The following is a 16,518-nucleotide window of genomic DNA, read 5'->3' on the forward strand; positions in this document are numbered from 1 at the left end:
CGGTTATCGGCGCGGGTCGATGTGGATCTTCGGGCCCGGCCCGGCGCCATCCGGGCGGTGTCCGGCCAGGACGTCGGCGGTGTCGGCCAGGCCGACGGTGGCGGCCACGAGCGGGCGGGCGTCGACCGAGCCGTCGGCGTAGGCGGCGACGGCTCCGGCGAGCCCGGCCGAACCGCCGAGGATGCCGACGGCGGTGACGTCCCTCAGCGCGAGGTCACGCGTGTCGAGGGTGGACGGAGTGCCGGCCAGCCCGATGTAGATCACGCGCCCGGCGGGTTCGACGAGGTCGAGGGCGAGGGCGGGCAGTTCGGGCGCGTTGGAGGCGTCCACGACGGCGTGCCACGGCGGCCCCGGTAGCGTCGGCCGGGTCCAGGCGCCCGCGAAGCCCAGGGATCGGGCCAGGTGCAAACCTTCGGGGTCGCGGCCCATCAGGTGGACCTCGGCTCCCCCGGCTCTTGCGAACAGAGCTGCCAGCAGGCCGATCGTGCCGGTGCCCAGGACCAGCAGCCGCTCCCCCGGTGCGAGCGCTGCGGCCTGGACGGCCCGCAGGGCGTTGCCGCCGGGTTCGGCAAGGGCGCCGAGGGTGACGTCCACCGGGCCGGGCAGCGCGTGCAGGGCTGTGGCCGGGACGGCGAGCTGTTCGGCCAGCGCGCCGGGGCGGTCTCGGCTGATGCCGATCTCGGCCACGTCGGCGCACACGTGGTGGCGGCCTGCCAGGCAGCGGTCGCAGTGGCCGCAGCCGAGCATGGTGTCGCCGGTGACCCGCCGGCCGAGCCACGAAGGATCGACGTCCTCGCCGAGTGCCGTGACCGTGCCGCACCACTCGTGGCCTGGGCGCAGCGGATACCGCGACCGGCCGGTGTGCAGGTAGCTCATGTGGCCGGTGAACAGCTCCACGTCGGTGCCGCACACACCGGCCCGTTCGACGTCCACGACCACCTGCCCGGGCGCGGCGACGGGCGGCTCGACCTCCTGGACTTCGGCCTTGCCCGGGCCGGTCAGGACGAGTGCGCGCACTACCGGGGTCCGAGGACGTTCTGACGCTGGCCGCCCAGGCCGTCGATGCCCAGCTCCATCACGTCGCCAGGCTGGAGCCAGATCTGGGGGTCGTGGCCCATGCCGACGCCGGGCGGGGTGCCGGTGTTGATCAGGTCGCCGGGCTCCAGCACCATGAATTGGCTCAGGTGGTGCACGATGACGTACGGGTTGAAGATCATTGTCTTGGTGGTGCCGGTTTGGCGGCGGGTGCCGTTGACGTCCAGCCACATGCCGAGGTCGGTGACGTCGGGGATCTCGTCCGGGGTGACCAGCCAGGGGCCCGCCGGGTTGAACGTCTCGGCGGACTTGCCCTTGCTCCACTGGCCGCCGCGTTCCATCTGGAAGGCGCGCTCGCTGACGTCGTTGACCACGCAGTATCCGGCGATCGCCGCGCGCGCTTCCTCGACCGAGTCGAGGTAGGAGGTACGCCTGCCGATCACGATGCCCAGCTCGACTTCCCAGTCGGTCTTGGTGGAGCCGCGCGGGATGCGCACGTCGTCGTTGGGGCCGATGAGCGTGTTGGGCGACTTGGTGAACAGGATCGGCTCGGCGGGGACGGCCTGGCCGGTCTCGGCGGCGTGGTCGCTGTAGTTGAGGCCGATGCACAGGATCTGGTGCGGGCGGGCGATCGGCGCGCCGACGCGCTCCCCGGAGAAGGCGCGTACGTCGCCGCGTGCGATCCGGTCGGCCACCGGTCCGGCAAGCGTGGCGACGCCGCCGGCGCCGAAGAACTTCTCGTCGAAGTCAGGGGTGAGGTCGGAGACGTCGACGTAGTGGGTGTCGTCCACGCGGACGACGGGCTTCTCGGCGCCGGACGCGCCGATGCGCATGAGGTACAAGGGGTGTTTCTCCTGATCTCAGTCGAGCGGGGCCCAGTAGGGCGAGGGCAGGCCGCGCACGCCCACCCGAGCGGTGAACAGGCGGCCGGAGTCGGGGTGTGCGGCCAGGTCCTGCTCGGCCAGACCCAGGGTGGACGTGGTGATGACGAGGACGTCGAGATCGGGGCCGGCGAAGGCGGCGCTGGAGGTGTGCGGCGCGCCGGTCTCAACGGCGGCCAGCAGGTGGCCGGTGGGGGTGCGGCATTCGACGCGGCCGCGTCCCCAGTTGGCGATCCACAGGTTGCCGTCGGCGTCGGCGCACATCCCGTCGGGCTTGCCGTCGGTGATGGTGAACGCCTCCCGGCGCGGTCCGGCCTTGCCGCTGGGCGGATCGTAGTCGCGCACCCAGACCGTGCCGGGGATGGTGTCCACGCTGTAGAGGCGGTCGCCGGCGGGGCTCCAGGCCAGGCCGTTGGACAGCACCAGGTCGGTGTCGAGGTAGGTCAGGCCGGTCTCGTCCAGGCGGGCCAGCACCTCCTCACCGTGTCGGTCGTCCTGTGCCAGGCTCCCGATCAGGAAGCGCCCGGCCGGATCGACCGCGCCGTCGTTGAGCCTGCTGCGCACGCCGGGAGCCAGCACCCGGGCCAACTCCGTACGGCGGCCGTCGGCGTCGAGCCTGGTGAGAATCTCCTTCTCGGCGACGATCAGCCGCCCGTCCGCGGAGACGGCGACCGCCCCCACGGTGGACCCGAAGGCGTGTCGCCCGGTGGCGGTGACGATGCCGGTCTCGGGGGCGACCAGGCCCTCGTGCACGGCGCCCGCGACGATGTCGACCCACAGCAGGCGCTGCCGGGCGGCGTCCCACACGGGGCCCTCGCCGAGGGCGTAGACGTCCGCCGAAGCCGGCGTCGCGGCGAATTTCACGCGGGGTCCTCTCCAGTGACGATGGCGCGGATGGCGGGCAGGTCGTCGACGAGCGCCCTCAGCGGTGTGCGATAGGCCAGGCCGCTGACGCTGATCGCGCCGCTGGGCACGGTGGGCGAGGTCAGGTAGGCCGGTACGGCCACGCAGTTGACGCCGGGCTCGTTCTCCTGGTCGTCGACGGCGTAGCCCTGCTGCCGGATGCGCACCAGCTCGGCGTGCAGTTCACCGGCCGTGCCGATGGAGCGCTCGGTCGGCCGCTCCAGGGTCCGGTTGCCCACCCAGGCGCGGACCGCGTCCTCATCATGAAGGGTATGCGCGAGCAGCACCTTGCCGACCCCTGTGCAGTGCGCCGGGTTGCGGCCCCCGACGACCGAGGTCAGCCTCACCGGCCCCGACGGCGGGTCGAGCTTGGAACGGTAGACGACCGAGGTCCCGTCAAGCACCGCGTAGTGCACGGTCTCGCCGTAGCGGTCGCACAGCGCCTTGAGGATGGGGGTGACGCGGACGTGATCGGGCCGAGCCTCGTGATGAGCGAAGGCCATCCGCAGGAACTCGTCCCCTAACACGTAACGGCCGTGACCGTTCTGCGCGGCGAACCCGGCCCGGCGCAGCGCCGCCAGCGCCCGGTGCACCGTCGGCTTGGCACTGGCCACCGCCCGCGCCATCTCCTCCAGCCCGATCCCGTCGGGGTGGTGGGCCAGCTCGGCCAGCACCGCCAGCACGCGATCGGATCCGACGAGCTTGGAGCCGCCTTCGGCGTCGGCTACCACCTCGGACGTGTTCTTTGCAACATATTCCGAATATTAGACCAGTGTTCCATCAAGCGAAAGCTCTCCCCCAAATGGGCGGCTTCTGTCAGCCATGAGTATGCGCTAACCTCATGCAAGATTCCAAATGTTAGATGCGAGTTCTAATTCTTGGAAAAGAATGGCTGTCTGCGACGGCTGCATGAGCGGCACCGCGTACGGCATCGTCGTCCTCCACCTCACCCCCCGAAGCCGCCGCTGGCGGCCCCTTCGGCCACGCCCTCCCTCACCGGCTCCAGCGGCGGCCACGTACCGCGCGAATCCCATTGAAAGGACGTCCACGCCGCCGCCCAGTAGATCGGCCCGATCGACATCCTCGTCAACGGCGCCGCGGCGTGCTAGCCAACGCCATCGCCCCCGCCGTCATCGAGACTCCGATGAAGGCCACCACCGGCCCCGAGGCCCTGGCCCACATCATCAGCCTCATCCCGATGCGCCGCATCGGCCGTCCCGAAGAGGTGGCCGAGCTGATCGCCTGGCTCACCTCCGACAAGATCAGCTTCTCCACGAGTGCGGTGGCCGCGCCACCTACTGACCGCGCCGTCGCCAAGCCCTCTCGTTGAGAGGACGCGGACCCCGTTCAGCAGGTCCGTCAGCGGATCCATGCCGGTCGGCGTAGACGAATCCGTATGGAAGCGAGCGTGCTCGCCATGGCTGTCGCGGGTGTGCGGCTGGTTGGCTGGAGGGCATGCATGACGAGACGATTTCGGTGACCGGCGCCACGGGCAAGACCGGCCGCCGGGTGGTGCGGCTGCTCAAGGAGCGGGGCGTGGCGGTGCGGGCGGCCTCCCGGTCCGGCGAGGTGCGCTTCGACTGGGCCGATCGCGCCACCTGGGAGCCGGCGCTGCGCGGCGTGACCGGACTGTACCTGGTAGTGCCCGATCTCGGCAGTGAGCAGGCGGCGCAGGACATCGCCGCTTTCACCCGGCAGGCCGCGGCGGCCGGGGCGAGGCGGGCGGTGCTGGTCTCCACGCCCGGCGACAGCCCCGGTCACGAACACTTTCTGGCGGCGGAGCGGGCGCTGGATGAGGCGGGCCTGGAGTGGACCGTGCTGCGGCTGCGCTGGTTCTCCCAGAACTTCAGCGAGGACTTCCTGCACGACCCCGTCCTCAGCGGCGAGGTAAGGCTGCCGGCCGGGGACGGCAAGGAGGCGTTCATCGACGCCGAGGACATCGCCGCCGTGGCCGTCGCCGCTCTGGCCGAGGGCGGGCACGCCGGGCGGGCGTACGAACTGACCGGCCCCCGGCTGATGACCTTCGCCGACGCGGTCGCCGAGATCGCGGAGGCCACCGGCCGCGACATCCGCTACGTGCCGCTGACAGCGGAGGCGTACGCGGACGAACAACGCGCACACGGCGTACCCGAGGAGTGGGTACAACTTACTGTCGGCCTGTATGAGCACGTCCGCTCCGGCGGGCTCGCCACCCTCACCGACGACGTCCAGCGGGTCCTTGGCAGGCCTGCCCGGGACTTCACCGACTACGCCCGACAGGCAGCCGCCGAAGGCGCCTGGAACACGTGACCGAAAGCGGGACCCTGCCGACGTACCGAGCATCGTGCACGACGATGCGCACGGCCTGCGCCTGACCGCCGAGCACCTGCATGAGCCGGGCCCTCGCAAGCCCGCCTACGGCGCCGGGCCCCTGACCTACCGCCAGGTGTTCGGCGGAACCCGTACGCCGGTGTCCTGCTCTGGCTCGCGATAACGCCGAGGAAACCTCGGCACTGCTGTCATGGTTCCTCGTCCGCTCAGAAGGCAACGAGGACCAGGAGACGGCTGTGAACCGAGAAAGAGCCTCCAGGGGCATGCATCGACGGCAGTTCCTGCAGCGTGCGGGCCTGGCCGCCGCCGGCGCGGCGCTGCCAGTGCTTGGGACGAGCGGCGCAAACGCTGCCGCTGCGTCGTCGCCCTCCACCGATCCCGACCAATTGTTCAAGGACGGCCGTTTCAAGGAGGCTGAGCGTGGCTACCGGCGCCGGTTGCGGGAGAACGCCGATGATGCGCACGCCGCCGGGCAGATCGGCTACATCGCCCTGCTGTCCAACCGGTTCGCCGACGCCGAGAAGTTCCTGAGGCAGGCCGTGACGCTGAAGCCTGACGATCAGTTCCTTCTCTACCAGTTGGCGGACTGCTTCGTACGCCAGGACCGGCTGGCCGATGCGGCACCATGGCTGCGCAAGCGCGGCACCACCGTCGACGGCGCGTACGCCACGCTGTACGAGCGCATCGAGGGCACACCTTGGCAGGTGCGCGGCCCGCAGAGCACTCGTATCCCCTTCCTCGGGCTCGATCCCCTGCCGCACATGGAGGTCTCGATCAACGGGACACCCCCGAGGATCTTCCAGCTCGACACCGGCGCGACGACGGCCGGCCTCACCATGGAACTGGCCCGCGAGGCCAAGATAGATGTGGTGTCCACCAGCATGGGCAGCGCCGACGGGCAGCGGTTCGTCATGTACCACGGCATCGCCGAGTCGGTCCGCATCGGCGATATCGAGGTGCGCAACGCGCCCGTCCACTGGAACGAGGCCGTGCGGCCGCCACTGCCCGACGGCTCCCAGGCGCAGGGCACCATCGGAACGGTGCACTTCTACCACTTCCTCACCACCATGGACTACGGCCACAAGCAGTTCGTCCTGCGCCGCAAGACCGAGGCCAACCTGCGCCGATTCCGGGCCGAGATCAAGCGCCTGCCTGGCGACGTGCTGCCCCTGTGGCTGGCCAAGGACCACTTCCCCGTCACCCTGGGCAGCCTCGACGATTACGGGCCCGGGGTTGTCACCTTCGACACCGGTGGTCCCGGTCGGGGCATGGGCACCTCGTTGGAGATGGCCAAGCGAGCCGGGATCGCGCTCGGCGAGCCCGAGGTGATCAACGGCAAGGTGCGTTACGCCATCACCCCGGAGCGGATCAGCCTCGGTAGGGCGACCAGGCGGCGGGTCAAAGGTTGGGCGGAGGAGAATCCCAGAGTCGACGACGGCATGATGTTCGACACCATCGCCAACTTCACCCACGACTACTTCAAGCCGTTCGCCATCACCTTCGACTACACCCACATGAACCTCTACATCACCGGTGACTCCATGGACCCGGACGCAAGCCAGTAGACGATCCACGTCACTGGCAGTCGCTCGGTGGGCTGGGGCCTGTGCGGACTCTGGATCGTCAAGGGGTTGAAGACTTCGGATGGCTCCGCGGTAGATGAAGGCCGGCGAGGTAGCTACGCGGCGGTATGCCGAAGGTATGTCGGACCCGCGTGCCATGGTGTGTCCGTGATGGTCGTCTTCGATGCCGAGTTGTGGATCTGGGATGCTCGGCGGGCTGATAGCTGGACCTTCGTCAGCCTGCCCGTCGAGGAGTCCGAGGCGATTCAGGACATGACCGGCGGGTCGCGGCGTGGGTTCGGTTCGCTGCGGGTGCGGGTCACGATCGGCGGGAGCAGCTGGAAGACCTCCATCTTCCCGGACAAGGGGCGCGGTTGCTACGCGCTGCCGATCAAGCGGACCGTGCGCGAGGCCGAAGGGCTCGGCGCGGGTGACGTGGCGAGCGTGACCGTCGAGCTCCTCGACGTCTGATCACCCTGCCGGCGCCGTGCTCTCGGGGCTCTATGGGCGAAGTCACGCCGGCGTGATCGACGGCGGTGCCCCCAAGAAGACCTACCGAAACTGGTTAAAAGAAGATTGACCGTACGGAGGGTTGTCCTTCAAGACCAGCACGGGAAGTGATAGCGGTGAGCCTGCGAGGCCGCCTTTCACCGGCGACCATGGACAGGACGACTTGAGGCGGCGCGGATCCTGGCGGGTCACGGCGAACGTCGGGTGCCGCGTGCCGGATGGGCATGCCGGCAGCAAGAAAGGCGGGAACAACGAGAGCTGAACGTGTCTGGCGTCTCTTGCGAGGCGAGTAGGACACCAGAAAGGAACGAGTGTCGCTTTCCAGACGCCTTTCTGTCCAGGCAATCCTGACATTGGCGGCGGGACTTTTGTCGCTGATGGCTCTCAGCGCCGTTGGAGTTGTCGCGGATCTCGCGATTCGCACCGACGTCGAGCAGCGTATCTTCGAAGATACCGAGCAAGCGGCCGTTGACTGGATCGGAGCGATGAACGAGGCACGGCCTCCGCCCCCGGTCACCACCTCGGACGTCAACCTGATCCAGTTGGTCAATTCATCCGGACGGGTCGTGTCGGCCAGTAGAGCCGCGGTGGGACGCCCGGTGCTGAGCAAGTTCTGGCCCCAGTCCGATGATCGCATTGTGCATCGCATGGAGTGTTCCGCTGTGCAGTGCGTGATGTTCACCGCCGTCAGGCCCTCGCCGCAAGAGGAGCAACTGTTGTGGGGTGGGGAATCGCACATCGTCTATGCCGGTCGCATACAACCCGCGATCCTGGCCACCCATACCCTGGAGCTTCTCCTCGGCGTCGGCGTCCTGATGGCCAGCCTGCTTTTCGCGGGCGCGGCCTGGATACTGGTCCGGCAGGCGTTGCGCCCGGTTGAGGCGATACGGAGGCGGATCGCCCAGGTCACCGTGACCGACTTGAGCATGCGCGTTCCCGAACCGTCCGGGCATGACGCGATCGGGCGGCTGGCTCGCACCGCCAATGAGACACTGTCGCGGTTGCAGGAAGCGGTCGACCATCAGCGTCACTTCGCCTCGATGGTGACACACGAGCTGCGCACCCCGCTGACCGGGATGCGTACCCAGTTGGAAGAGGCCCTGCTGTATTCCGACGTGGACCCGCGCCTAGCCATTGACGATGCGCTGTCCACGCTGGAGCGTTGTCAGTTGATCATCGATGAGATGCTGGCGCTGACCCGCTTGCGCACCTCCTCGTACAAGTTCGAGCGGGTAGATCTCACCACTTTGGTGCGGGAGGAAGTCGCACGAAGGGGCACAAAGGTGCCGATCCGCCTCCACGCCGACGAGACCGTGGAGGTGTCCGGCAACCCCGTCCAGCTCGCAGAGGTGCTGGTGAATCTTCTCGTCAACGCCCAACGCCACGCCCGGACGTGTGTCGACGTCAGTGTCGTACGCGCGGATGGACACGCGACGGTCAGTGTGCTTGACGACGGCGGCGGGATCGAACCGGCCGACCGCGAGCGGGTCTTTGCGCCTTTCGTCCGCTTGACCGCAGGACGCCAGCGCGATCCGCAAGGCAGTGGTCTCGGCCTCGCCATCTCACGTGCCATCGCTCAAGCGCATCAAGGCACGCTGACCGTGGAGGACTCACCGCTGGGCGCCAAATTCGTCTTGCGCCTACCGCTGGCGCCGGGCTGAAGCTGCCCCCGCCTGGTGAGGCGGCGTGTCAAGCGCACCTCTCCTGGACGGCCCCGCCCGCACTGTCCCTCCACACGTTGAGGGAGTCCCCGCTCGAGACAGCCGGTCGGCTTCTGTGTCTCAAGCGCGACGGGTGTTCTCCGTGATCTGCCGAAGTACGGACGTGTAGTTCTTGAAGGCCTCGCGCCCTACGTCGGTCAGTGCCAGCCAGGTTCGGGGCTTTTGCCGACGAAGCCTTTGCTCCAGCGGGGCGGAAGAGCCGCCGGACCCGCCACCGACGAGGCCGGGCTCATCGCGGTCACGCCGGCCGAAGCACGCCGCCTGTTCACCTCGCTCCTGGCCCGCACCACGCGACCATCGAACAGCTCCTCGCCTGGTCCCGCTGGCGACGACGCCACCAGCACCGAGCCCGCACCGCCCGCTACCGCACGTCTCCGGCTGTAGTACTAGGGCGACGGGCCTGCCAGACAATGTGCGTGACGGCGGCGACCCTCTGGCGAGGCACTTCGTCACGGCGTCGGCACCTCGAACGGCCGACGCCGGGACGGAATGCTGACCTGGCGGATTCACCGCCGACGACACGGACTCACCTGGCGCGGGGCGGCTTCAGTCGTCGCGCCCGGCACCGCGATCGGGTGCGCTCATGTCCCCCGTCCCGGGCGTGCCGTCGGCGAGCCCGTAGCGCAGATACACGGTGCCCTTCGGACCGGCTACCGGCGGTTCGAGGAGTGTGACGTTCGTGGGCACCGCGCCACCGTCGAACACCTTCTTACCGACGCCGAGCACGATCGGGTGCACCCAGAGGTCGAGACGGTCGAAGAGCTTCTCGCGCAGAAGGGTCTGCACCAGGTTCAGGCTCCCGACGACCTTCACGTGCTCGTGCCGGTCACGGATCTCGCGCACCGCGCCGGCCAGATCCGGGCCGAGTTGCGTGGACCCGGCCCACGAGAGGCCGGGCCTGCCGCGGGAGGCCACGTACTTCGGGACGCGGTTGAAGAGCGTGGCGATCTCGTTGTCCTCGCCGCCCTCCTGGTACGGCCAGTAGGCGGCGAAGATGTCATACGTCCGCCGGCCGAGCAGGAGGGCGTCCATGCCCTCGTACGCGGCACCGACCTGCGCCCCGGCGACCTCGTCCAGCAGGGGCGCCTGCCAGCCGCCGAACGGGAACCCCACCGGGTCCTCGTCGGGGCCGCCGGGCGCCTGCCCGACGAGGTCGAGGGTTGCGAACAGCTCGATGTGGATGAGGCCCATGCCTTACTCCCGATGAGTTCGTCGTCTCGGTCGGGAGGTAGACCTGCGGGCGCCGGCAGACTCATCGCCGCGACGGCACCCAGCTTCGTACTCGTCGACCGCCTCACCCGGCGCATCGGTCACCCCCCGTCCCGCGGTCAGCGTCCTTGCGACGCCCGGCAGCAGGGCTCGGCAGGTATGCCGAGCGCCTTGATCCAGGCCCGCACGTCCGATTCCTCGAACAGCGCATGCCGACCGATCTTGAAGCGCGCAGCACGGTGCTCTGCTTACGCCACCAGGCCGGGACGCCGCACCCGCACTCCCGCTCACGATAGATCACAGGCCACGTCCACACTGGGTGGCCGGCCTGCGTCCAGCGTCATCGCAGGTCACCGGCCTCCCAGCCGGACGGCCTCCTCGGCGGGGGCCGCCAGGCGAACCTGATTGCTGGGCGGACGATCCGCCTAGCGGATCGGGACGGTCAGGCGACGTCTGGTGAGTGGTGGTGGCTCCCTGCGCTCGCCGAGGAGGGTCATGAGCTGGTCCATGGCCACCTCGCCGAGCTTTTCGCCGTCCACGTCGATCGAGGGGACGTCGCCCAAGCCGAGGCTCTCGACGACCATGCGCTCCGAGCTGACCACGACATCGCGGATTCCGCGGCTGAGCAGGGCGAACATGAGGCCAAGGCCGATCGAGGTCGCGTAGGGGACTACGGCGGTGGCGCGGGCGGCCACCACGGCCTCTGCCGTCTCCACTCCGGCGGCGAACGTCGAGGGGTAGGGGCCGAGCATGGTCAGCGTCGCGCCGCTCGACCCGGCCGCGGCGCGGATGGCTGCCTGGCGCTGGCGATCCTGCCAGGAGCCCGCCGGGCCGCCGATGTAGACGATGCGCTCGTGGCCCTTCTCGACGAACCAGGTGACGAGCGCGCCGAAGGCGGTGGCCGTGTCGGCGACTGCCGAGGTCATGCCCTCGATCTCGCGGTCGATGAGCACGGTCGGCTTGAACGACGCGGCGGCGCGGACGATCTCGTCTGAACCCCGGGGCGCGGTAAGCAGGAAGCCGTCGACCTGGTGCGCGAGTTGCTCGACCGCGGCGAGCTGGGTTTCGTGCTCCAGAGAGTGCACCGCGATGGTCAGCTGCATGCCCGAGTCGGCCGCGCGCGCCTGGGCACCGCCGATGATCGGGGTGAAGAAGGTGTTGTCGAGCGTGGGCACCACGACAGCGACCACTCCGGTCTTCCCTCGTGCCAGCTGAGTGGCTGCCCGGTTGGGGACGAATCCGAGCTGCTCGGCGGCTGCGCGGACGCGGGCCACCGTTTCCGGGGCGGCCAGGTCCGGCCGGCCCAGGGCGCGGGAGGCCGTCGCCTTGGAAACCCCGGCCAGCGCGGCGACGTCCGCGAGTGTTGGCACTGATCCTCCTTGAGTCGTTACACGGAATTCACAGGGGGGTTTGTGCGCGAGGCCGCTCACCATCTATGGTCAGGCTCATGGAACCGGTTCCACAACCGGTTCCAGGTAAGCGTACGCCACTGAGAAAGGACGCCGACATCTCCCGCAAATCGGCCTTTCTACTGGTGCCGGGTCTCGTCCTTCTCGTCGCAGGTTTCCTCATCCCCTCCGCCGCGATGCTCTTCGCGCCGCCGGACGTGCCGACCAGCGAGATCTTCGCGCGCCTGGGCGAGATGCTCACGGATCCCTACGACCTGGAGGTGATCGGGCGCACGGTCGGGCTGGCCCTGGCTGTCACGATCATCTGCGTCGTCCTCGGCTTTCCCATCGCCTACTGGCTCGCCCGCTCGCCGTCGCGCTGGAGCGGAGTCTTCCTGGCAGTGGCGATCTTCCCACTGATGCTGAGCAACGTGGTGCGGACGTTCGGCTGGCTGGTGATTCTCGGCTCCAAGGGGGCGCTCGGCCAACTGCTCGTCCAGCTCGGCATCGTCGACGTGGCGCCGCAGCTGCTCTACACCAAGCTGGCGATCGTCCTCGGCCTCACCCAGCTGTTCCTGCCGCTGGCGATCATCTCCTGCTACTCGGCCGTCGCCCAGGTCGATCCTGGCCTGGACGACGCCTCGCGCGGGCTCGGCGCGAGCAGGATCCGCACAATGTGGAACGTCGTCATCCCGCTGACCATGCCGGGCATCGTGGTGGCCGCCACCCTGGTCTTCGCGGGCTCCGTCACCGCCTACACCACGCCCTATCTGCTCGGCGGGTCCAGCCAGCGGATGCTCTCCACGCAGCTCTTCAACTACGCGAGCACCACGCTCGACTGGGCCTCCGCCTCGGCGACGGCGCTCATCATGACGGTCCTGGTCTTCCTGGTCTCCGGGCTGTCCTCGCTGATCGGGCGAAAGGGGGCCACCTCATGAAGCGGCCGATCACAGCGGCGCTCGCGGTCATCGGCTACGTCATCATGATCGTGCCGATCATCTTCGTGGTCGCCACCGCCTTCACGGCGGGGAGCACCCTGAGGTTCCCGCCCGACGGGATCTCGCTGCGCTGGTTCGACGAGGCGCTCGGCTACGAGCCGTTCGTCGAGGCTGCGCTCTCCAGCCTGGAGCTCGCCGTACTCGCCACCGCGCTCGCACTGCTGATCGGCGTGCCTGTCACGCTCGCCGTCCACCGTGGACAGCTCCCTGGCAAGGGCCTCGTCGAGGGGTTGTTCCTGTCGCCGCTCATCGTCCCTGAGCTGGTCGTCGGCCTCGCGCTGTTCCAGCAGCTGATGATCGGCATGGACCTGGACAACTTCAGCACCCTGCTGGTCGGGCACACGGCGCTGATGCTGCCTTATGCGGTGCGCGTGACCGGCGCCTCGCTCGCGCTGGCCGACCCCGCTCTGGAGGAGGCCGCCCGGGGGCTCGGTGCCTCGCCGCTGCGCGCGTTCTTCAACGTGACATTGCCCGTCCTGCGTCCGGGAATCTTCTCCGCCGGGTTGCTCAGCGTGGTCACGTCGTTCAACAACGTGCCGCTGTCGCTACTGCTGCAGGGACGCGACTTCCGGACGCTGCCGGTGACGATGCTCGACTACGTGCAGCAGTCCTATGACCCGATGGTCGCCGCCGCTTCCACCCTCATCCTGGCCGCCACCGTGGTCATCGCGGTGATCGCCGAGCGCACGGTCGGATTCGCCAAGATCTTCGGAGGGATCAATCAATGACCGCCGCCGCCGAGTTGATCGGCGTCACCCAGAGGTTCGGCTCCTTCACCGCCGTCGATGAGATCGACCTCGCCGTGCCATCAGGGAAACTGACGACGCTGCTGGGCCCGAGCGGCTGCGGCAAGACCACCACGCTCAGGATGATCGCGGGCTACTCGGCACCGACGTCGGGGACGATCCGCATCGACGGGATCGACAGCACGCGCACGCCGCCGGAAAAGCGGAATCTGGGGATGGTCTTCCAGTCGTACGCGTTGTTCCCGCACATGACGGTGGCCGACAATGTCGGTTACGGGCTCAAGCTGCGCAAGGTGCCCTCCGCGGAAAGACGGTTGCGGGTCATGGAGACGCTCGAGCTCGTCGGGCTCGCGCACCTGGCCGGCCGCAAGCCGAAAAAGCTTTCCGGTGGGCAGCAGCAGCGGGTGGCACTGGCCAGGGCGATCGCGATCAGGCCCAAGCTCCTGCTGCTCGACGAGCCACTGTCCAACCTCGACGCCCGCCTGCGCGTCCAGATGCGGGCCGAGATCAGGCGCATCCAGGCGGAGACCAAGCTGACCGTCATCCTCGTCACCCATGACCAGGACGAGGCGCTGGAGATGTCCGACGAGATGGTCATCATGAATGAGGGCAGGATCGTGCAGCAGGGCTCTCCTCAGGAGGTCTTCCCCTGTCCGGCTGACCGCTTCGTCGCCGAGTTCCTCGGCTACGACAACTTCCTCACCGCGGCCGACGGCACCCCTCTGACCATCCGGCCCGAGCATCTGCGCATCGTCGAGAAAGGTCACGGCCTTGACGCAATGGTGGTCGACGTGGCCTTCCGCGGCGTCGACCTGCTGGTCTCGCTCGACGTGGTCGACCCGTCGGGCGCGACCGTCAGGCTGCGCGCCGACGTACGCAGCGGCGCGGCCCTGGCACCCGGATCGAGCGTCACGGTGATCGCGCCAGACGCCCATCTGGTCCCCCTCCCCCGCTGAAGCCACTGAAAGAAGGAACCCCATGCCCACGCGCCGTGCCGTACTGGCCGCTGCTCTGACAGTGCTCGCCGCAGCCGGATGTTCCGGCTCCGGCTCCGGTGAGAAGCAAGCCGATCAGGACACCATCGTCGTCAGCACCTTCCCCTTCGGTGTGAAGGAGTTCGAGCAGGCGGTCGTCGCTCCGTTCACCAAGCAGACGGGAATCAAGGTCGAGCTGGACACCGGGTCCAACGCCGACCGGCTGTCGAAGCTGAAGCTCGCCAAGGGTGAGCCGGAGGCGGACGTGGTGCTGATCTCCGACTACTTCGCCGCGCTCGGGCAGAAGGACGGTCTCTTCCAAAAGGTCGACGTGCCCAACATCAAGGAGCTCGCGCCGTTCGCGACCGAGGGTGCCTACGAGGGGCCGGCCTACACGCACCAGCTCAACGGGATCATCTACAACACCGGCAAGCTCAGCCAGAAGCAGGCCGCCGACTGGGAGCTGTTCGCGAACGCGGCGAACAAGGGAAAGGTCGCGCTTCCCGATATTTCGGTGACCGCCGGACAACTCATGATCTCGGGTGTGGGTGAGTCGTACGGCAACGGCCCCTACGACATCGACACCTCGTTGAAGACCCTGGCCGGCTGGGCGCCGAACGTCCTGCAGTTCTACACCTCCTCGACCGAGGTCACGAACCTGCTGACCCAAGGCGAGATCGTCGCTGCCGACGCACTGAGCGGCTTCGCCACCAAGCTTGTCACCTCGGGCGAGCCGATCGCCTGGACGGCTCCTGCCAAGGGCCGCTACATGGCCACCAACCGGGCGATGATCCCCAAGGGCGCCCGCAACCAGCAGGGAGCGGCGAAGTTCATCGACTACATGCTGTCGGCCGAGGCGCAGAGCGCCATGGCGAAGGCCGTGGGTGACCTGCCCACGAACCCGAAGGCCGAGATCCCGGCCGACGTCGCCAAGGTAACGGGCGAGGCGGCGAAGGACCCAGTGGCCGCCGGGTTCAAGACCCTCGACCCCGCCCAGCTCGTCGACACCCGCGCCACTTGGGTCGAGCGCTTCACCCGCGAGGTTGCCGGCAAGTGAATCTTGATCTGATGCCCAAGGTCGATCTGCACTGCCACCTCATCGGCACCGTGCGCGGCTCGACCTTCGCCGAGCTGGCCAGGCGGGAGGGGCTCGACCTGCCCGACACGCCCGAGCGGATCTACGCGGATGTGAACTCGCTTCCGCCGGACCCGGCACTCTACCTGAACACGCGGATCCCGGTTCCGCAGGGCAGGAGCACGGACGAGCCCGAGGTCTCGTACTCGCTGTTCCAGGTGTCCTCGTGGGTTCTCCAGGTCCTGCGCGACGCTGACGATCTCACCAGAATCACCTATGAGGCGTTCGAGGACGCCCACCGGACCAGCGCGACCAGGCATCTCGAGCTCTCCTTCGACGCGCTGACCGAACATCAGGAGAAGCTCGGCTACGCCACGGTGATCGAGGCATACGCCGAGGGCATCAGGATGGCAGAACGCGACTTCGGCATGACGGGCAGGCTCATCGCGGCCATCGACCGGAGCAAGTCGGGCGAGGAGGCGCTCTGCTGGATACGCACGGTTGTGAACAATCCGCACGACTACGTGGCAGGGGTCGGGCTGGACAACCTGGAGACCGCCGGGCCGCCCGAGCGGTTCGAGGCCGCCTTCCGGCTCGCCGGTGAGGCCGGGCTCCGCCGCACTGCTCACTCCTCCGAGCACGCGCCCGTCGCCGCCAACACGCTCACCTGCCTCGACATACTCGGGTGCGACCGGATCGACCACGGCTACTTCGTACTCGAGGACGACCAGGTCGTCGCCAGGGTCAGGGACGAGCAGATCCCGTTCACTGTCGTCTCGACCACGTCGCGGCGCTCGTGGCGGCCGTGGCGGCGGGCGTCGATCGCAGCGATGCTCGAGGCCGGGCTCAACGTCATTCCCGCTTCCGACGACCCTGGGATGTTCCCGACATCGCTGGCGAAGGAGTATCGGATCCTCTCCGATCAGCTCGCCGTACAGGATGAGCGGTTGCGTGCGATGGCGCTGGCCGGGGTGGAGGCGTGTTGGCTGCCGGAGCCGGAGAAGGACGCGCTGCGCAAGCGCTTTGAGAGAGAACTCGCGAGCGTAGAATGATCGGCATGCTGCGTTAGGTCGACGAACCGGAAGCCCACAGGCTCCTCTCCAAGGACCCACAGAAACGGTCGTGAACGACTCCAAGCCGGACAACACCGTGCTGCGGTCAGAGCCGGCCCACGGCCAACCGGTCACCTCCACGGTCCGGCTCTTC

General features: G+C 68.5%; 17 protein-coding genes. 11 read left to right on the forward strand and 6 right to left on the reverse strand.

What is annotated here, in order from left to right; genetic code table 11:
- Positions 1-3: 3 nt before the first annotated feature.
- Genes ACTMTI_RS45710 through ACTMTI_RS45725 form a run of 4 tightly spaced genes read right to left on the reverse strand, consistent with a single transcriptional unit; the run spans position 4 to position 3,550 of the window.
- Positions 4-1,017, reverse strand: a complete 1,014-nt coding sequence (locus tag ACTMTI_RS45710; protein WP_441127118.1) for a zinc-dependent alcohol dehydrogenase — start codon at positions 1,015-1,017, stop codon at positions 4-6.
- Positions 1,017-1,877: a fumarylacetoacetate hydrolase family protein gene (locus tag ACTMTI_RS45715; RefSeq protein WP_441127119.1), complete on the reverse strand. Its 861-nt coding sequence runs from the start codon at positions 1,875-1,877 to the stop codon at positions 1,017-1,019. The genes ACTMTI_RS45710 and ACTMTI_RS45715 overlap by 1 nt, the downstream gene beginning before the upstream one ends.
- A gap of 18 nt (positions 1,878-1,895) precedes the next feature.
- The gene (locus ACTMTI_RS45720; RefSeq protein WP_441127120.1) at positions 1,896-2,780 is read right to left on the reverse strand and encodes an SMP-30/gluconolactonase/LRE family protein; all 885 of its coding nucleotides are present in this window, start codon (positions 2,778-2,780) and stop codon (positions 1,896-1,898) included.
- Positions 2,777-3,550: an IclR family transcriptional regulator gene (locus ACTMTI_RS45725; protein WP_441127121.1), complete on the reverse strand. Its 774-nt coding sequence runs from the start codon at positions 3,548-3,550 to the stop codon at positions 2,777-2,779. Before ACTMTI_RS45725 ends, ACTMTI_RS45720 begins: the two co-directional genes overlap by 4 nt.
- Positions 3,551-3,921: 371 nt before the next feature.
- Here ACTMTI_RS45725 and ACTMTI_RS45730 point away from each other — a divergent pair, with 371 nt between their 5' ends.
- The 6 genes from ACTMTI_RS45730 to ACTMTI_RS45755 all read left to right on the forward strand — a co-directional run bounded on the left by ACTMTI_RS45730 (position 3,922) and on the right by ACTMTI_RS45755 (position 9,306).
- On the forward strand, positions 3,922-4,149 hold the full coding sequence (locus ACTMTI_RS45730; RefSeq protein WP_441127122.1) for an SDR family oxidoreductase: 228 nt from the start codon (positions 3,922-3,924) through the stop codon (positions 4,147-4,149).
- A gap of 125 nt (positions 4,150-4,274) precedes the next feature.
- A complete protein-coding gene (locus ACTMTI_RS45735) occupies positions 4,275-5,108 on the forward strand; it encodes an NAD(P)H-binding protein (protein ID WP_441127123.1) in 834 nt (277 codons plus the stop codon).
- Positions 5,109-5,392: 284 nt separating this feature from the next.
- Positions 5,393-6,694, forward strand: a complete 1,302-nt coding sequence (locus tag ACTMTI_RS45740; protein ID WP_441127124.1) for an aspartyl protease family protein — start codon at positions 5,393-5,395, stop codon at positions 6,692-6,694.
- Positions 6,695-6,862: 168 nt separating this feature from the next.
- Positions 6,863-7,162, forward strand: coding sequence for a DUF1905 domain-containing protein (locus ACTMTI_RS45745; protein ID WP_441127125.1), 300 nt, complete (start codon positions 6,863-6,865; stop codon positions 7,160-7,162).
- A gap of 350 nt (positions 7,163-7,512) precedes the next feature.
- A complete protein-coding gene (locus ACTMTI_RS45750) occupies positions 7,513-8,862 on the forward strand; it encodes an ATP-binding protein (protein ID WP_441127126.1) in 1,350 nt (449 codons plus the stop codon).
- A 222-nt stretch (positions 8,863-9,084) separates the two neighbouring features.
- Positions 9,085-9,306, forward strand: coding sequence for a hypothetical protein (locus ACTMTI_RS45755; protein WP_441127127.1), 222 nt, complete (start codon positions 9,085-9,087; stop codon positions 9,304-9,306).
- A gap of 162 nt (positions 9,307-9,468) precedes the next feature.
- On the opposite strand, the gene ACTMTI_RS45760 is transcribed toward ACTMTI_RS45755, so the two are convergent.
- Complete coding sequence (locus ACTMTI_RS45760; RefSeq protein ID WP_441127128.1) at positions 9,469-10,113, reverse strand: dihydrofolate reductase family protein; 645 nt, start codon at positions 10,111-10,113, stop codon at positions 9,469-9,471.
- 443 nt (positions 10,114-10,556) lie between these two features.
- Positions 10,557-11,501, reverse strand: a complete 945-nt coding sequence (locus ACTMTI_RS45765) for a LacI family DNA-binding transcriptional regulator (RefSeq protein ID WP_441127129.1) — start codon at positions 11,499-11,501, stop codon at positions 10,557-10,559.
- A gap of 77 nt (positions 11,502-11,578) precedes the next feature.
- On the opposite strand from ACTMTI_RS45765, the gene ACTMTI_RS45770 reads away from it, so the two are divergent.
- Genes ACTMTI_RS45770 through ACTMTI_RS45790 form a run of 5 tightly spaced genes read left to right on the forward strand, consistent with a single transcriptional unit; the run spans position 11,579 to position 16,364 of the window.
- Entirely contained in the window at positions 11,579-12,457 is an 879-nt protein-coding gene (locus ACTMTI_RS45770; protein WP_441127130.1) for an ABC transporter permease, read from the forward strand.
- Positions 12,454-13,245, forward strand: coding sequence for an ABC transporter permease (locus tag ACTMTI_RS45775; protein ID WP_441127131.1), 792 nt, complete (start codon positions 12,454-12,456; stop codon positions 13,243-13,245). The genes ACTMTI_RS45770 and ACTMTI_RS45775 overlap by 4 nt, the downstream gene beginning before the upstream one ends.
- Complete coding sequence (locus ACTMTI_RS45780; protein ID WP_441127132.1) at positions 13,242-14,219, forward strand: ABC transporter ATP-binding protein; 978 nt, start codon at positions 13,242-13,244, stop codon at positions 14,217-14,219. The genes ACTMTI_RS45775 and ACTMTI_RS45780 overlap by 4 nt, the downstream gene beginning before the upstream one ends.
- Before the next feature lie 22 nt (positions 14,220-14,241).
- Positions 14,242-15,294 (forward strand): ABC transporter substrate-binding protein, encoded by a 1,053-nt coding sequence (locus tag ACTMTI_RS45785; protein WP_441127133.1) that lies wholly within the window; start codon positions 14,242-14,244, stop codon positions 15,292-15,294.
- Positions 15,291-16,364 (forward strand): adenosine deaminase family protein, encoded by a 1,074-nt coding sequence (locus ACTMTI_RS45790; RefSeq protein ID WP_441127134.1) that lies wholly within the window; start codon positions 15,291-15,293, stop codon positions 16,362-16,364. Before ACTMTI_RS45785 ends, ACTMTI_RS45790 begins: the two co-directional genes overlap by 4 nt.
- Positions 16,365-16,518: the final 154 nt, after the last annotated feature.

It is taken from the genome of Nonomuraea sp. H19 (assembly GCF_052068215.1).
Taxonomy (GTDB): Bacteria; Actinomycetota; Actinomycetes; order Streptosporangiales; family Streptosporangiaceae; genus Nonomuraea.

What these genes read in the sequence shown, in the direction of transcription:
- ACTMTI_RS45780 (WP_441127132.1), top strand. Translation starts at nt 13,242, where the DNA reads ATGACCGCCGCCGCCGAGTTGATCGGCGTCACCCAGAGGTTCGGCTCC.
- ACTMTI_RS45745 (WP_441127125.1), top strand. Translation starts at nt 6,863, where the DNA reads ATGGTCGTCTTCGATGCCGAGTTGTGGATCTGGGATGCTCGGCGGGCT.
- ACTMTI_RS45740 (WP_441127124.1), top strand. Translation starts at nt 5,393, where the DNA reads ATGCATCGACGGCAGTTCCTGCAGCGTGCGGGCCTGGCCGCCGCCGGC.
- ACTMTI_RS45735 (WP_441127123.1), top strand. Translation starts at nt 4,275, where the DNA reads ATGCATGACGAGACGATTTCGGTGACCGGCGCCACGGGCAAGACCGGC.
- ACTMTI_RS45770 (WP_441127130.1), top strand. Translation starts at nt 11,579, where the DNA reads ATGGAACCGGTTCCACAACCGGTTCCAGGTAAGCGTACGCCACTGAGA.
- ACTMTI_RS45775 (WP_441127131.1), top strand. Translation starts at nt 12,454, where the DNA reads ATGAAGCGGCCGATCACAGCGGCGCTCGCGGTCATCGGCTACGTCATC.
- ACTMTI_RS45760 (WP_441127128.1), bottom strand. Translation starts at nt 10,113, where the DNA reads ATGGGCCTCATCCACATCGAGCTGTTCGCAACCCTCGACCTCGTCGGG.
- ACTMTI_RS45785 (WP_441127133.1), top strand. Translation starts at nt 14,242, where the DNA reads ATGCCCACGCGCCGTGCCGTACTGGCCGCTGCTCTGACAGTGCTCGCC.